We start from the raw sequence: 15,257 nt of genomic DNA, 5'->3' as shown, positions 1-15,257 counted from the left end.
GGGGCGGCCCGCAGGCGGTTCCCGTGGAGGCGGGTGGCCGCGACCCGTCCCACGCTACCGGGTGGGCCCGTCAGGTGCGGGTGTTCTGGTATGCGAACCATTTCGAACGGTTTCGGGGTGGTTTCCGGGATGAGGTTTTCGGTCATCGGGAGGGGTGTTTTTTGGCCGGTCCTGGGGGTTGACGTAAGTGCGGACAGGTGTGGGTTGCTCGGACTGGTGATCGATGGTTTCCTCGGCACCGTGACCTCGTTAGTACCAGGTGTCTCATATGGAACTGACGTTCCAACAGTTCATGACAGTTCGTCAGAAGACTTCCGGGGGGAGGGATTCGACCAGGTGAATGACGGTCTGACGGAGATGTTCGGTGGGAGGGGACCGGGGGTGGTCGTCCCGGTCGTGGTGGACGAGAAGGACCGGTGCTTCTTCGACCACCCGCTCGACCACGTGCCGGGAATGGTGCTGGTGGCAGGGGCGCTCGACCTGGTCAGGGACCAGGCGCCGGAGTGGGCCGAGGCGCCCGACGGCCGGATGCGGATCTCGATGACCTTCGACCGGATGTGTGAGCTGGGCCCGCCGGTGTGGCTGCGCGGCGAGCCGATCGCGGCCGACGACGGGCCGGCGTGGCGGCTGCTGGCCCTGCAGGACGGCGAGACCGTCGGCCAGGCCTCGGTCCGTCTCGGCGGGAAGGCGGCCGCGGCAGACGGCGCACGGCAAGGTGTGGTTCCGGCCGATCCGGCGCTGGTGCACCGGCACCGACCGGAGAACGTCCTGCTGGGCGGGCCGGTCCGGGTCGAGCGGGCCGCCGTGCTGGTGCCGCCGCCGGACCACCGGCTGGCGGGCGCCGGGGTGCACACCCCGGGCGCGCTGATCGAGGCGGCCCGGCAGATGGCGACGATGCTGGGCCACACGGCCCACGGGCGCGACGCGGACGCCCAGATGCTGTGGCTGACGCTGGAGGCCGACATCCCGACCGGCCTGCCGGTGACGGTGCCGTTGGAGTTGTGGTGGGAGTTCGCACCGCCGCGCGGCGCACGTGCCGCGTACGGGGTCGCGGTGGTGGACGCGGAGAGCGGCGAGGGGTACGGCCGGATCGAGATCGGCGTCCACACCCTCAGTCGCGCGGGTTATCTGAAGCGGAGGTCGGCGAAATGAGTGCGGTGAAACCGGCGGCGGGCACGGGCTCGTCCTGGGCGGTGCGGGCACCGCAGTTGTTGTTCGTCGTGGCGGTGCTCGCGATGGGCACCGGGCTGGTGGTGCACCTGCGGCACGCCGGTGAGACGGTGGACCTGGTCGCGGCCGTCCTGGCCGCCTGCTACCTGGCGTGGCTGGCGGTCGAGATCCCGGTGACCTTCCGGACCTCCGGCTCGGCGCCGCGTGAGTCGGCGTCCCTGCTGCTCTACGCGGCGGCCCGGATCGCGACCGTGTCCGCGGGCGTGCTCGGGCCGCTGCCGTGGGACGAGTGGTCGCCGCTGCTGCTGGTCCCGGCGGCGGTGTTCGTCGGCGGGGTCGTGCTGCGCCAGGTGGCGATCCGGACGCTGGGGCGGTTCTACTCGCACCACGTGACGCGCCAGACGGACCACCAGGTCGTCACCTGGGGCGTCTACCGGTTCATCCGGCACCCCGCCTACGCGGGGATGCTGTCGGCGCACATCGGCTTCGTGGCGTTCTTCCTGAACCCGCTGAGCGCGGTGCTGCTGGTCGCGCTGGCGGCCGCGATCACCTTCCGGATCCGCACCGAGGAGCGGATGCTGGTGAACATCCCCGGCTACCACGACTACGCCGCCGGGCACGCGCGACTCGTGCCGGGGCTGTGGTGAGCGCGGACGTCCGCCCGGCGCGGGTCGGGGCGCCGGTGACGCCGGACGAACTGCTGACGACCACCCGCTCGGTGCGGCTGCGGCTGGACCTGTCGCGTCCGGTGGACCTGGCGGTGGTGCGCGAGTGCGTGGAGATCGCGCTCCAGGCGCCCAACGGCGGCAACACCCAGCGCTGGCACTGGCTGGTGGTGGCCGACGACGGGCCGCGCAAGCGGATCGCCGAGGTCTACCGGCGGGTGTTCGAGGCCCGCTATCCGCCGGCCCTGGAGGTTGCCGAGGGGACCGGCGAGGTCGAAGGAGAAGGCGCAGGAGAGGGAGCCGATGGGGCGTCCGGCGGGGTGTCCTCGCGGATGCTGGCCGGCGGCCGGCACCTCGCGGAGCACCTGCACGAGGTACCGGTGCTGGTGATCCCGTGCCTGGAGCTCGGCAGCCGGCCGCTCCCGTCGGGCAACCAGGCGGGCGTGTGGGGTTCGCTCCTCCCGGCCGCCTGGAGCTACATGCTCGCCGCGCGCGCCCGCGGCCTGGGAACGGCGTGGACGACGGTGCACCTGGACGCGGAGCAGGAGGTCGCCGACATCCTCGGGCTGCCGCGCGACGTGTGCCAAGGGGCGCTGATCCCGACCGCGCACGTGGTGGGGGACGGATTCGGGCCGGCACCGCGCCGGCCGGTGGACAGCGTGCTGCACCTGGACGGCTGGGGCGGCAGGGGATGGGGCGGTGGGGTCGGATGACCGAACTCGTGGTGACCACGGAGACGGACGGCGGCGGCGTGCTGGCGGACGCGGCGCAGGTCGGGAACAAGTTCGCCCGTCAGGAGGTGCTGCGGCGCGCCGGGTTCCTGGTGCCGGAGTTCTTCTGCCTGCCCGCCGCCGCGTTCGACGAGGCGCTGGACGCGCTGCGCCCGTCGCTGCCCGCGCTGCCGGCGGACGGCGCCGACCAGGTGACGGTGGAGGCCTGGTGCGCGGCCGCCCGGGAGGTGCTGACCGGGTCGAGCCCGTCGGCGGCGCTCGCAGAGCGGGTCCGCAAGGAGTTCGCCGCCGTGGCCGGGCCGGAGGGCCTGGTGGCGGTGCGCGCCTGCGTGGTCCCGGTCGCGGCGCCGGCCGTCGAGGAGGCCGGAGAGCGCGAAGCCGGTGGGCCGGCTGCCGAGGCGATCGGCGAGGACAGCGCGGTCGACCCGTTCGCGGGCATGAGCGACAGCTTCCTCTACGTCGACGAGGACGGTCTCGCCGACGCGGTCGTGCGCTGCTGGGCGTCGGCCTTCAACCCCCAGGCCGTGCGCTACCGGATCCTGCGCGGCCTGGACCCGCTGCGGGCGCGGGTGGCGGTCGGCGTGCAGCGGATGGTGCTCGGCACCCGGTCGTTCGTCGCGTTCACCCGCGATCCCCGGGACGGCTCGCTGCGCCGCGTCGTCGCCGCCGCGTACGGCATCGGCGAGGGCGTCGTCCAGGAGAAGGCGGACATCGACCACTTCTTCCACGACCCGGCCACCGACGAGGTGACCGCGCGGACCGTGCACAAGCAGTGGTCGATGGGTCTGCCCGAGGGCGCCGCCGCCGGTGCGCCGGTCCTGCTGCCGGTGGCCGGCGAGCTGGCCGACGTCCCGGTGCTGGACGACGACCAGGTGCGCGCGGTGGGGGAGTTGGCCGCGCGGGTGGAGGAGCTGTTCGGCGCCCCGCAGGACATCGAGGGCGCCCTCACCGAGGACGGCGTCGTCCATCTGCTCCAGGCCCGGCCGATGGTCCTCGCCCCGTCCGCGACCACCACCGACACCGCCACCGGCGAAACAGCCGGTACCGCCGCGGCGACGGACCCGCAGGACGCGGACACCGCCCGCGTCTACTGGGGCAACCACAACATCACCGAGAGCTTCCCCGGCGTCTCCGGTGCCCTGACCTTCTCCCAGTCCCGGGAGTTCTACCGCCGCTCCTTCACCGACCTCTACCGGCGGATGGGCGTGCCCGAGTCCTGGGTGCGGGACAACGCGCACCGCCTCGCCCGGATGGTCGGCTACCTGGAGGGCCAGGTCTACTACCGGCTGGAGGACTGGCACGCCCTGCACGGGCAGATGCCGATGTTCGAACTCGTGCGCCGCGGCTGGGAACAGGCGATGGGCATCACCGGCCCGGCACGCGGCGAGCGCCGCTGGGCCGCGCCGGCCGTCGCCCGCGCGCTGCCCCGGCTCGCCTGGCGCAGCGCCCTCCACCCGTGGCAGGTGAAGAGCTTCCTGCGCTGGTGGGACCAGCAGATGGCCGAGGCCGAGACGGTCGGCGACTCGCCGGAGGAGCTGATCGCCTTCTACCGGCGGCTCTGGGAGCGGGCCGGCGAGCGCTGGGGCGTGACCCTGGTGAACGCGTTCATCGCGCTCGTCGTGCTCGGCGCGGGCAGCATCCTGCTGCGCCGCTGGACCGGCGAGGGCCCGCAGGTCCTGGTCGGGCTGATGGGCGGCGGGCGGGAGAACCGCTCGCTGGAAGCGGTCCGAGCGGCCATGGGCCTGGCCGAACTCGTCGGCTCCATACCCGAGTTGCGCGTCGCCGTGCTCGACGACGCGAGCGACCCCGAGGAGCTGTGGGAGCAGATCGTCGCCGGTCGCCACGGCACGGCCGTCGCCGACGCCGCCCGCGGCTACGTCGCCCGGTACGGCGACCGCGCGCTGCACGACCTCAAGCTGGAGGAGCCGACGCCCCGCCAGCGCCCGTGGACCGTCCTCGCGCTGATCCGCCCGCTGGTGCGCCAGGGCGCGACCGTGGCGGCCAACCGCGCCGACGAGCAGGCGGCCGCCCGGCGCGCCCGCGAACGGCTGCGCGAGGTGTGCTCCAACCCGGCGCAGCGCGCCGTCCTGCTCGGGATCACCTCGCTGGCCCGCGACCTCGCGCGGATCCGTGAGGACACCCGGTTCGCCCGCACCCAGCTCTTCGGGCTGTCCCGCGACGTGATGTGGCGGCTGGGCGCGGAGCTTGCCCGCACCGGCGTCCTGGACGACCAGCTCGACGTGGCCGACCTGACCGTCGAGGAGGTCATCGGCGCGTTCGACGGCACCGGCACCGTCACCGACCTGCGCGCGCTGGTCGCGCTGCGCCGAGGGCAGCGCGAACGCTGGGCGAAGAACCCGCAGCGCCCCGCCCTGCTGGGCACACCCGCCGGACTGCCGCTCGCCCGGGCGCTGCCGGGGGCGACGGCGGTGGGCGCGGCCGACGCCACCGACGACGGCGTCCTGCGGGGGATCGGCTCCAGCGGCGGCGTGGTCCGCGGCCGGGCCAAGGTGGTGCTCGACCCGTCCACCGACCCGGACCTCGCCGCCGGACACATCCTCGTCGCGCGGGAGACCGACCCGGGCTGGCTGTTCCTCATGATGTCCGCCACGGGCATGGTCGTCGAACGCGGCACCCTGCTGTCCCACACGGCGATCACCGGCCGGCTGCTCGGCATCCCCACCGTGGTCGCCGTCCCGCAGGCCACCGCGGCGATTCCCGACGGCGCCTGGATCGAGATCGACGGGACGGCCGGGACGGTGCGCCTGCTCCCGCCGTCCGAACAGCCCGTCGAGCCGGCCGACGAGAAGACCGTTGCCACCGAGGAGACCGTCGCCGACGAGAAGGCCGTCGCCGCCGAGCAGACCGTCACCACCGAGAAGGGCGAGACGATATGACCGACCCGGCCCGCTTCCCCTTCCCGCCCGCCGGCGACGTGCGCCCGCCGGACGCGTACCACGACGTCCTGCACGCCCGCGCCCCGCACCCGGTGCAGCTGTCCAGCGGACAGCCCGCCCTGCTGGTCACCCGGCACGAGGACGTCACCGCCGTCCTCGGCGACGACCGGTTCAGCCGGGCCGGCTACACCGAGCTCGCCCGGCCGCTGTTCGCCCGCAAGACGGAGTCCGTCCTGCTCGCCACCGCCGACGCGCCCGACCACACCCGACGCCGTCGCGCGATCCTCCCCGCGTTCACCGCCCGCCAGGTCCGCCTGCTGCGCCCGCGCCTGGAGGCCCTCGCCGAGGAGCTGCTCGACGAGCTGACCGGCGGCGCCGCGAGCGGCGAGGCCGACCTGGTGGGCGGCTTCACCGTGCCGTTCCCGATGCGGGTCATCTGCGAGGTGCTCGGGGTCCCGCTCGAGGACGGCGCGATGCTGCGCGCGGAGGTGGACATCCTCATGTCGACCTCGGGCCACACCCGGGAGAAGGTCGCGGCCACCCAGGCCCGGATGGACGACTACTTCGCCGCCCTGGTCGCCGACAAGCGCCGCGCCGCCGCGGCCGGCACCCCGGCCGACGACCTGCTCACCAGGCTGGCACTGCGGCCCGACGACGACCCCGAGCAGCGGCTGTCCGACCGGGAGGTGGTCTCGCTCGGCTCCGGGATGCTGATGGCCGGCTACGAGACGACCGGCAACTCCTTCGGCATGTGCGTCGTCCTGCTCCTGAGGCACCCCACCCTGGCCAAGACGCTGCGCGAGCACCCCGAGCGGGTGCCCGCGACGGTCGAGGAGATGCTGCGCTTCAGCTCCCTCAACAACACCGGCGGCGCGCCCCATCTGGTCACCGAGGACGCCGAGTTGGGTGGTTGCCCGGTGGCGGCCGGGCGGATCGTGGTGCCGCTGACCGACACGGCCAACCGCGACCCGGCCGTCTTCACCGACCCGGACACCTTCGACCCGGAGCGCCCGGACGTCGCCTCCCACGTCGCCTTCGGCTACGGGCGTCACCTCTGCCTGGGGGCCGAACTCGCCCGGGCCGAACTGCAGATCGGCATCCTCGCCCTGCTGCGCCGCTTCGAGGTGCTGGAACTCGCCGTCCCGGAGGAGGAGTTGGACTGGCGGCGGACGATGTTCATCAACGGCGTCTGGCAGCTGCCGGTCCGCTGGACCGCCGCCACAGTGACCACCGGGACCCCGGCCACCGCAGCGGCTCCCGTCCCCGCCGAGGGGCCGCAGGGATGAGCCCGCCACCCAGCAGCGGATCCACCACCCCACCGGCCACCGCGCCGCCCGTCAGTGCCCCAACCGACCCCGCCGCCCCCGCCGCCCCCGCCGCCCCAACCGACCCCGCCGCCCCCGGCCCGTTCACCGTCCGCCTCGGCGCGTTCCTGCGCGGCAGCTTCCCGCTGCCCCTGTCGCTGGTGTTCGCGACCGTGTGGGCGGTGGGCGCCACCGGCCTGTTCGCCGCCGCCGACGCGCGCGTCGAGCACTGGCGGCCCGGCTGGGGCACCGTGGGGGCCGTGGTGACGGTGCTGGTCGACCTGCTGCTCCTGCGCGCCGCCGACGACCTGCGGGACCTGCCCTACGACCGGCTCCACAACCCGTCCCGCCCGCTGGCGCGCGGGGCCGTCCTGCCCCGCGACCTCTACGTGCTCGCCGGCGCCGGTGGCGCGTTCCTGCTCCTCCTCAACGCCGGCAACCCGGCCGCCCTGCTGCTGATCGCCGCCCAACTCGCCTACACCACCCTGCTGGTGGGCGCGGAGCTGGTCCTCGGGTGGCCGCGCGGCGACGCCGTCGTCACCGGCGTCCTGCTGAGCTCGCCGGTGCAGGTGCTGCTCAACCTCTACCTGTACGCGGTCTTCCTGCACGACGTCGGGTTGGACGCCGACTCCGTCGGGCACGCTGCCCGGCACGCGCTGCCGCTGCTCGCGGTGATCATGCTGGCCGCCACCCACCACGAACTCGTCCGCAAGATCGTCCGCGAGCCGGGCCCGCACGAGCGCACCTACGTCCGGGTCTTCGGCCTGCGCACCACCGTCGCGCTCGCGCTGGGCTCCGCCGCCGCGTCCGCCGCGGTGTCGCTGGCGGTGCTGCGGCCGTGGGCGGGCGGCGCGGCCGGCTGGGGCTGGTCGGCGCTGCTGCCGGTCGTCCTCGCCGCCCTCGCCGCCCGCCGCTTCACCCGGGACGCGGCGGCGCGCTGGCCCGTCGCGGCCGTGGTCGGCTATCTGCCGGCCGTTTTCCTCTGCCAGCTGCTGATCGGCCTGGGGGGCACCTCATGAGGACGGACAACCTGTACATCGCCGGCCTGGCCGCCCATGTGCCGCGGCTGTGGCCGATCGCCGAGGCGGTCGCCGCCGGCCGGGCCGGCGCGGAACAGGCGCTGGCCGACGGCTGGACGAGCGTGTCGGTCGCCGACGACACGCCTGCGCCCGAACTGGCATCCGAGGCAGGCCGGTTGGCCCTCAAGCGCGCCGGACTGGCGGCCGAGGACGTCCGCCTGGTGCTGCACGCGGGCACCTACCACCAGGGCCCGGACGGCTGGTACGCCGCGAACTACGTGCAGGACCACGTCCTGGGCACGACGGCGCCGGCGATCGGCCTGGACCAGGGCTGCACGGCGATGCTGGACGGCGCCCGGCTCGCGCACGGCTACCTCGCCCACACCCCGGAGCAGTCGGCCGTGCTGGTCACGGCGGCCGACAACTTCGGCGCACCGGGGGTCGACCGGTTCACCTACGCGGAGGGCTGGGGCACCGGCCGCGGTTCGATCCTCGGCGACGCCGGCTGCGCGGTGCTGCTCTCGGCCACCTCGGGTCCGCTGCGGATCCGCTCGCTCGTCCAGTCCTCCCTCTCCTCCTGGGAGCGGCTGTACCGGGGCGAGGAGGAGCTGTTCCCGCCCGGGCCGGCGGGCGGCACCCCGATCCCGGTCGGCCGCCGGATGGCCGGTTACGCCGACCGCGTCACCGAGCGGGACCTGCGCCAGTCGATGGCCCGCGAGCTGATGCAGGCCCGCACCGCCCTGGCCCGCCGGGCGATCGAGGAGGCGGGCATCACGGCGGCGGACATCACCCGGGTCACCCATGTGTTCACCGGCCACCCCCGGTACCTGGAGAGCCTGTTGCGGCCGCTGGGTATCGACGCCGGGCGTGGCATGCTCGACCTCGGGCGGACCGTCGGCCACCTGGGGGCGTGCGACCAGTTCCTCTCGCTGGCCCACCTGCTGGACAACGGCGAGATCGGCCCCGGCGACCACGTCCTGCTCACCGGCAACGGCGCGGGCATCTCCCTCGCCACCGCCGTCGTCGAGGTCCTGGAGCACCCCGGCTGGTGACCCCGCTCCGGGGGGGCGGGCCGCACCGGGCCGGCCCCGCCTCGGGCCGCCGTCGCCCGGGCCGAACCGGCCGTGAACGGACGATCGACATCCGAGCCTGGAAAGGAATCATTATCAGCCTATTCATCTCTGAGGGTGATTTCCGTCGATGCATGTATCTGGCGGTCATTAAGATCCGTTTCTTATGACTGACCGTCAGAACTTCTCGGAAACCGACAATCCGGCCGACCGCACCGCCCAGGTGGTCATCCTCGGCGCCGGCCCGGCCGGACTGCTCCTCGGCAACCTGCTGCACCGGGCCGGCATCGACTGCGTCGTCCTGGAGCGCGCCGACCTCGCCCACCTGCACGCCCGGGCCCGAGCCGGCTTCCTCGCCGAGAACACCGTCCGGATCCTGGAGCGGCACGGCCTCGCCGAAGGCCTGCGCAGCCACGGCCGGCCCCACGCCACCTGTGAGTTCCGCACCGACGACGGCCGCTTCCGCCTCGACTACGCCCAGCTGGCCCGCGGCGAGCGGCACACCGTCTACCCGCAGCAGAACCTCGTCGCCGACCTGCTCACCGCCTACCTGGACGCCGGCGGGCGGGTGCACTTCGGCACCGAGGCGTTGCGGGTGCTCGACACCGACAGCGAGCGCCCGATCGTCGAGGCGCGCGGACCCGACGGGCGGAGCGTTCGGTGGCGGGCCCGGTACGTCGCCGGCTGCGACGGCGGGCTCGGCGCCGCCCGCCGCTCGCTGCCGCCCGGCACGGTCGTCCACCACCACGACCACGGCCTGTCCTGGCTGAGCCTGCTGGTCGAGGCGCCACCGAGCCTGGACGCCGTCGGCTACGCCGTCCACGAGCGGGGCTTCGCCGGCCACATGGCCCGCACCGCACGGATCACCCGCTACTACCTCCAGTGCGAGCGCGGCACCCCGCCCGACGCCTGGGACGAGGACCGCATCTGGCACGAGCTGAACGTGCGGATGCGCGCGGCGGAGCACGGCCCGCTGCACCGGGGGAGCGTCGTCCAGCGCACCGTCGTCGACCTGGAGTGCGACGTCGTCGAATCGCTGCGCCACGGCGCCCTGCTGCTCGCAGGGGACGCGGCGAGCATGCCCACCCCGTCGGCGGCCAAGGGCGCCAACCTCGCGGTGCTGGAGGCGGAGATCCTCGCCGCCGCCCTCGTCGACGACCTCGCCCACGGTGACGGCCGCGCCCTGGCCGACTACTCGCGGCGCTGTCTGGAACACATATGGCGCGCACAGGAGTTCTCACACTGGATGGTCCGGCTGCTGCACGCCGCGCCCGGCCCGGACGGCGCCCCGTCGAGCTATGACGCGGGCCTGCGTCGCACCCGCCTGGAGGCGCTGCGCACCTCCCGCGTCCAGCAGGACTGGTTCGCCGAGAACTACGTCGGCCTGTGAGCGAGACCTCTCGCCGAGCCCCGCACCTTCCCGAACCCCGTTACCACCAGAGCACCGCACCGAGGACATCCCTGCCATGACCACCGCCGCGACGCCTGCCGCCGCACCCGCCGCACCCGCCGCACCCGCCGAGGACGACACCGACCGCCTCCGCGCGGCGGCCGAGTTCGTCCGCCGCCACGACACCGCCACCCTCCTCCCGCTCCTCCTCCCCGGTCTCGACGACCGGCAACTCCACACCCTCACCGGCCACTTGGAATTCGCCCACGCCGCCCTCCTGGTCTTCCCGCCCGACCGGCCGAGCCTGTACGCCGACCTCGCCGCCTGCGGCCTGACCGTCGACACCCCGCCGCTCCCCAGCTCCGTCGTCCGAGGCCGGCTCGCCGCCCGCCACCGGCGCGACGCGGCCGGGCTCGACGTCTCGATCCTGCGCCCCGAGGTCCGGGGCGCCGACGGCACGCGCCGGGCGGTCGAGGTGTTCGCGCTGACCGTCCCGCCCGGCTCCGACCTGCGAGCGGTGGCCGCGCACGAACGGGCCCACCAGCACGAGGCACACCTCGCCTTCGAGGTCCTCCGCCCGGAGCCGCTGCTCCTGCGCGGCCTGTGCGCCCTGCTCGCCGACCGGGGCGCCACCCCGGACGGCGGCGGCCACAACCCGCACGAGAACGGCACGGTCCTCTACTTCACCGCGCCCGCCGCCTCCCGGGCCGGCTACCGGCGGGTGGAGCTGTACGCGCCGGGCGACCACCGCGACGTCCTCGCCACCCACCTGGCCGCCGCCGCCCCCACGACCCGCCCGCCCGCCGCCCCGCCCGCCGCCCCGCCGACTGCCCCACCCGCCACCCCGCCCGCCGAGACGCTCCTACGCCTGCTGACCGGGGCCTGGACCACCCAGGCCCTGGCGGCCTGCGCCCGACTGCGACTGCCCGACGCCATCCCCCCGGACGCGTCGATCGACCCCGCCACGCTGGCCCGCCGCACCGGCACCCACCCCCGCGCCGTGGCCACCCTGCTGCGCTACCTCGCGATGCTCGGCCTCGTCACCGCCGAGGAGGACCGCTTCCGCCTCACCGGGACCGGCGAGCTGCTCCGCGAGGACGCCCCCGGCTCGATGCGGGCGCTCGCCCTGATGTACGGCGGACCGTTCTACCGCTCCTTCGCCGCCCTCGACCACACCGTGCGCACCGGCGAGACCGCCTTCGACCACCTCTTCGGCGAGAACCACTTCGACCACTTCGCCCGCGACCCCGAACTCGCCGACCTCTTCGACCGTTCGATGGCCGCCAGCACCCGGATGTTCGACCCCGTCCCCGCCCACCCGGTGTTCACCGCCGCGGGCCGGGCACCGGCCGGCGCCACCGTCGTCGACGTTGCCGGGGGCAACGGCGAACTCCTCGCCCGCGTCCTCACCGCCCACCCGCAGCTGCGCGGCGTCCTCCTGGAACGTCCGCACGCCGTCGAGGCCGCCCGCCGCACCATGGCGGCGGCGGGCTGCGCCGACCGCTGCAGCTACCAGGCCGGCGACTTCGCCGACGTCCCGGCCGACGGCGACGTCTACCTGCTCTCCCGGGTGCTGCACGACTGGGACGACGAGCGCTGCCGCGCCATCCTGCGCCACTGCGAACGCGCCATGCCCGCCCACGCCGACCTGCTCATCGTCGAACGCCTCCTGCCCGCCGACGGCTCAGCCTCCCTGGCGACCGCCTGGGACGTCCACATGATGTGCAACGTCGGCGGACGCGAACGCCGCGCCGGCCACTACGCCGACCTCCTCACCGCCGCCGGCCTCGACCTCCTCGGCCACAGCCCCCTCCCGCTCGACGCCGCCCTCCTCCACGCCCGCAAATCCACCACCCGCCACCGCCTACCGTCCCCGACACCCGCAGCGTGACCGCCATCCGGCCGGGCCGAGCGGCCCGGCCCCGGCGCGAGTCCTGTCACGCCCCCAGGGCACCCGCGTCCGGCCGTCGCACCATGCGGACGTCGATCGGGTCCTGAGCCTCCATGGTGAACCCGTGGCGCTCGTACAGCCGCCGGGCGGCGCTGCCCTGCAGGACGTTCAGGCGAACGGCCACACCGTCGGCATCGGTCCGTGCCAGCAGGGTGCGCAGCACCGCCGATCCGAGCCCCCGGCCCTGGAGGCCCGGGTCGAGGTAGAAGTTCTCCAGCCACCGCCCGTCCTCCGTCGGCCGCACGGTGACGCAGCCGGCGAAGGCGCCGTCGGCCACGATGACCGAGGTGTACTGGGGGGAGAAGGAGTCCCGCAGCCGCTGCCGGACCCGATGCTCGTCGAACCGCCCCAACCGCTCCAGATCCGGGCGCATCACCGTCGCCCGCAGCTCCGCTATCGCCTCGACATCCGTCGGCTCCGCGGCACGCAACGCCCATTCCATGGCACGGCCAGGCCGTATACCGTCCGCGCTCACACTCGTTTCCATGGGGCGAAGTATCCCAGGAGACCCACCGCGACCACGCACACCACCGGATCGCTGACCGGCCGGGCACGCACCCCGGCAGCCCCTGTCGCGCACGACCTCGTTAGTCTGTGCGCTGCACTTCCAAACGGATCATGTGTTAAACGGGGGTTCCTTCGTCATGCCCGCATCCAGGAGACTGCTCGCCACCGCTCTGGTCGCCGCCGCCGCGTTCGGACTGGCCGCCTGCGGCCCGGACAACTCGCCCGACCAGGCCGCCAAGGGCGCGAGCACCGCCGCCGCGACCACCGCCACCACTGCCGCCGCCACCACCGCGCCCGCAGCGCCGGCCACCGCGTCGCCCACCGCACCGGCCACCGCGCCCGCCTCCGGCGAGCCGGAGGGCTTCTGCACCCACCAGCCGCTGCCGGCCGGCCAGAAGTGGATCTACCCGGTGAAGGGCACCAGCGCCACCACGCTGACCTACCGGGACACCAAGGACGCCTGCGGTGTCAACGACGTGGTCTTCGAACCCGTCGGCGCCGACAAGACCGCCGCGTTCACGGCCACGGCCAAGGGCCACCTCAGCTCGGTGATGGCCGCGCCGAAGGACGTCGACCTGGCCGGTCTGGTCAAGCACATCAACGAGTGCCTCACCTCCCCGCACAACGACAAGGGCTCCTACCCCTGCTCGGCCGGTGACTACAAGGTGGCGATCGACGCCTCCGGCAAGGTCACCGAGCTCTGGGAGCGCGCCCACTCCTGACCGGCCCTGACCGGCCCTGACCGGTTCCGACCGGCGGATGTCGGCGAGCGCCGTCCCGGGGCCGCGCCGAGCGGGCCCGGGACGGCGCCCCGGTTCAGAAGCGGGAGATCCCGCCGTTGAGTTCGACGAAGCCGAGGACGGTGCGCAGGTCGGCGAGGCTCCGGACGATGCGGCCGAGGATCGTCATCTCGCGCTGCTCATGGCGCGGTCCGACGGCGTTCGCGAAGGACGAGATCTGGCCCCACTGGTTCTCCAGGTCGGCGTAGCCGTCACCGAGGTCGTTGTGGGTCCAGTCGCGGATGTTGCTGCGGACGCGGTCGAAGATCGGGCCGAACCGCGCGGCCTCGGAGAAGACCTGGATGGCCACCAGTAGGGCGTGGCCGACGTTGTCGTTGTACTCGGTGGCCCGGCGCAGCGCCTGCATGGCGTTGTAGATGGACTCGGGTTCGAGGACGAGGTGCTGTCGGTCGTTGCCGCCCGGCAGACCGGTGTAGTTGCCGGTGCGCGGCATGATGCGGGCGTTGCGGATGCCGAGCTCCTGCTGGAACTCCTGCGTCCGGCCGTCGGAGAAGACGAGGTGCGTGTTGGTGGCGGGGGCGTAGAAGCCGGCCACGTAGAGGTTGTCCGCCCAGAGGTAGACGGAGGTGAGCTGGGTGTTGTCGGTGTCCAGTACCCGGACCTCGATGAGGCGCTGCTCGCTGGTGGTCTGCCGGACGCCGGCCTGGCCGCTGTCGTGGCCGTAGGAGTTCCGGTGGATGAAGTCGATCACGTCCCAGTAGTTCTGCGCGTGCTGGCGGCCGCGTTCGGTGATGTTCGAGATGTTCCAGTCGACCCGCCGGGTGTCGGCGGCGTGTGCCGGGCCGCTCAGCGCGGTGACCAGTCCGGTGGCGATGGCCAAGGACAGCAGCGCGGACCAGAATTTCTTCAGCATGGTTCCCATTCCTGATCGACCGCCAGTTCCGTGTCGGCGGTGCGTTCAGGAGGCTAGGGGGCGCCCCGACCTGCGGTTTGCCGCTCCGCGCCCGGCTGTCGGCCCGAGTGCGCACAGGACCCCGAGTGCGCACAGGACGACGAGTGCGCACAGGACGACGAGCCGGCGCGCGGGGCGGGCCGGGTCAGCGGCGGTGGCCGTCGCGGGGGGCCGGGACGCGGGGCAGGACCTCCCACAGCGGCCGGCCGCCGGCGGCCCAGCGGGCGAGCGAGGTGCGGTCGACGAGCAGGATGCCGTGCTCGGCGCCCCACTTGAGCGACTCGCGGGAGAAGCGGCCGTTGGTGACGACGACCGCGACGTGTGCGCCGTGGCTGCGCCGGTAGGTGCCGGCCAGGGCGTAGAGGACGCCGACGCTCACCGGTCGGCCGCCGACGGGGTCCTGCTTGTGCTTGCACTGGACGGCCCAGCGGCGGCCGGTCGGGTCCTCGGCGAGGACGTCCACGCTCTGGTCGTTGGCCCGTCCGACCTTGCGGGCGCGGCAGCCGTCCCGCAGCAGCAGGTCGCGCACCGCGTACTCGAAGGCGTCCGGGGCCATCTGGTCGATGCCGCCCGGGCCGGTGAGCGCCAGCCGTAACTGCGCGGCGAGCAGCTGGCGTTGGCGCGCCGCGCGGACGCGCCGGTGCGCCGCGACGGCCGCCGCGGCACCGGCCGCGGCGAGGGCAACGGCGAGCAGCCACCAGTGTGCGGCCAGCCATCGCACCACCGCGCCGGCCGCGCTGATCGCCACCAGCGCGGCGAGCGCGCCCGCCGGCCAGTTCGTCGATCCGCGCCGCGCCGTCCGGCGGTTTCCCCTGCGGCGTACGGGAGTTCTGCGTCCGGCCAACCGTCCTCCAGTCCGGT

At 74.2% G+C, this 15,257-nt stretch carries 13 protein-coding genes; 10 read left to right on the top strand and 3 right to left on the bottom strand.

All coding sequences use genetic code 11. The features are described from left to right. Positions 1–336: 336 nt before the first annotated feature. From ACFP3U_RS06430 to ACFP3U_RS06390, 9 genes are all read left to right on the top strand, one after another. Positions 337–1,152, top strand: coding sequence for an AfsA-related hotdog domain-containing protein (locus ACFP3U_RS06430; RefSeq protein ID WP_380224235.1), 816 nt, complete (start codon positions 337–339; stop codon positions 1,150–1,152). Beyond that, on the top strand, positions 1,149–1,817 hold the full coding sequence (locus ACFP3U_RS06425) for a methyltransferase family protein (protein ID WP_380224234.1): 669 nt from the start codon (positions 1,149–1,151) through the stop codon (positions 1,815–1,817). Before ACFP3U_RS06430 ends, ACFP3U_RS06425 begins: the two co-directional genes overlap by 4 nt. Continuing rightward, positions 1,814–2,548, top strand: coding sequence for a nitroreductase family protein (locus ACFP3U_RS06420; RefSeq protein ID WP_380224233.1), 735 nt, complete (start codon positions 1,814–1,816; stop codon positions 2,546–2,548). The genes ACFP3U_RS06425 and ACFP3U_RS06420 overlap by 4 nt, the downstream gene beginning before the upstream one ends. Further along, the gene (locus ACFP3U_RS06415) at positions 2,545–5,463 is read left to right on the top strand and encodes a PEP/pyruvate-binding domain-containing protein (protein ID WP_380224232.1); all 2,919 of its coding nucleotides are present in this window, start codon (positions 2,545–2,547) and stop codon (positions 5,461–5,463) included. Before ACFP3U_RS06420 ends, ACFP3U_RS06415 begins: the two co-directional genes overlap by 4 nt. Next, entirely contained in the window at positions 5,460–6,749 is a 1,290-nt protein-coding gene (locus ACFP3U_RS06410; RefSeq protein ID WP_380224231.1) for a cytochrome P450, read from the top strand. Before ACFP3U_RS06415 ends, ACFP3U_RS06410 begins: the two co-directional genes overlap by 4 nt. Next, the gene (locus ACFP3U_RS06405; protein ID WP_380224229.1) at positions 6,746–7,786 is read left to right on the top strand and encodes a hypothetical protein; all 1,041 of its coding nucleotides are present in this window, start codon (positions 6,746–6,748) and stop codon (positions 7,784–7,786) included. Before ACFP3U_RS06410 ends, ACFP3U_RS06405 begins: the two co-directional genes overlap by 4 nt. Next, positions 7,783–8,838, top strand: a complete 1,056-nt coding sequence (locus ACFP3U_RS06400; protein ID WP_380224228.1) for a ketoacyl-ACP synthase III family protein — start codon at positions 7,783–7,785, stop codon at positions 8,836–8,838. The genes ACFP3U_RS06405 and ACFP3U_RS06400 overlap by 4 nt, the downstream gene beginning before the upstream one ends. A gap of 184 nt (positions 8,839–9,022) precedes the next feature. Next, on the top strand, positions 9,023–10,246 hold the full coding sequence (locus ACFP3U_RS06395; RefSeq protein ID WP_380224227.1) for a 4-hydroxybenzoate 3-monooxygenase: 1,224 nt from the start codon (positions 9,023–9,025) through the stop codon (positions 10,244–10,246). 76 nt (positions 10,247–10,322) lie between these two features. Continuing rightward, complete coding sequence (locus ACFP3U_RS06390) at positions 10,323–12,137, top strand: methyltransferase (protein ID WP_380224226.1); 1,815 nt, start codon at positions 10,323–10,325, stop codon at positions 12,135–12,137. Positions 12,138–12,183: 46 nt separating this feature from the next. Here ACFP3U_RS06390 and ACFP3U_RS06385 read toward each other — a convergent pair whose 3' ends face one another. Continuing rightward, positions 12,184–12,684 carry a GNAT family N-acetyltransferase gene (locus tag ACFP3U_RS06385; RefSeq protein ID WP_380224225.1) on the bottom strand — a complete coding sequence of 167 codons (501 nt, stop codon included), beginning with the start codon at positions 12,682–12,684 and terminating at the stop codon, positions 12,184–12,186. Positions 12,685–12,841: 157 nt separating this feature from the next. Here ACFP3U_RS06385 and ACFP3U_RS06380 point away from each other — a divergent pair, with 157 nt between their 5' ends. Beyond that, complete coding sequence (locus ACFP3U_RS06380) at positions 12,842–13,426, top strand: hypothetical protein (RefSeq protein WP_380224224.1); 585 nt, start codon at positions 12,842–12,844, stop codon at positions 13,424–13,426. A 94-nt stretch (positions 13,427–13,520) separates the two neighbouring features. On the opposite strand, the gene ACFP3U_RS06375 is transcribed toward ACFP3U_RS06380, so the two are convergent. Continuing rightward, complete coding sequence (locus tag ACFP3U_RS06375; RefSeq protein ID WP_380224223.1) at positions 13,521–14,357, bottom strand: ribosome-inactivating family protein; 837 nt, start codon at positions 14,355–14,357, stop codon at positions 13,521–13,523. 184 nt (positions 14,358–14,541) lie between these two features. After that, positions 14,542–15,240: a restriction endonuclease gene (locus tag ACFP3U_RS06370; protein WP_380224222.1), complete on the bottom strand. Its 699-nt coding sequence runs from the start codon at positions 15,238–15,240 to the stop codon at positions 14,542–14,544. Positions 15,241–15,257: the final 17 nt, after the last annotated feature.

The sequence above is a fragment of the Kitasatospora misakiensis genome, assembly GCF_042656005.1.
In the GTDB taxonomy this organism is placed as follows: Bacteria; Actinomycetota; Actinomycetes; order Streptomycetales; family Streptomycetaceae; genus Kitasatospora; species Kitasatospora misakiensis.
This window is presented reverse-complemented; position numbering and strand designations above follow the sequence as displayed.

Excerpts from the sequence above, each read along its gene's own strand:
- ACFP3U_RS06400 (WP_380224228.1), top strand. The coding sequence starts at position 7,783 with ATGAGGACGGACAACCTGTACATCGCCGGCCTGGCCGCCCATGTGCCG.
- ACFP3U_RS06385 (WP_380224225.1), bottom strand. The coding sequence starts at position 12,684 with ATGGAAACGAGTGTGAGCGCGGACGGTATACGGCCTGGCCGTGCCATG.
- ACFP3U_RS06380 (WP_380224224.1), top strand. The coding sequence starts at position 12,842 with ATGCCCGCATCCAGGAGACTGCTCGCCACCGCTCTGGTCGCCGCCGCC.
- ACFP3U_RS06405 (WP_380224229.1), top strand. The coding sequence starts at position 6,746 with ATGAGCCCGCCACCCAGCAGCGGATCCACCACCCCACCGGCCACCGCG.
- ACFP3U_RS06395 (WP_380224227.1), top strand. The coding sequence starts at position 9,023 with ATGACTGACCGTCAGAACTTCTCGGAAACCGACAATCCGGCCGACCGC.
- ACFP3U_RS06375 (WP_380224223.1), bottom strand. The coding sequence starts at position 14,357 with ATGCTGAAGAAATTCTGGTCCGCGCTGCTGTCCTTGGCCATCGCCACC.
- ACFP3U_RS06390 (WP_380224226.1), top strand. The coding sequence starts at position 10,323 with ATGACCACCGCCGCGACGCCTGCCGCCGCACCCGCCGCACCCGCCGCA.
- ACFP3U_RS06425 (WP_380224234.1), top strand. The coding sequence starts at position 1,149 with ATGAGTGCGGTGAAACCGGCGGCGGGCACGGGCTCGTCCTGGGCGGTG.
- ACFP3U_RS06415 (WP_380224232.1), top strand. The coding sequence starts at position 2,545 with ATGACCGAACTCGTGGTGACCACGGAGACGGACGGCGGCGGCGTGCTG.
- ACFP3U_RS06410 (WP_380224231.1), top strand. The coding sequence starts at position 5,460 with ATGACCGACCCGGCCCGCTTCCCCTTCCCGCCCGCCGGCGACGTGCGC.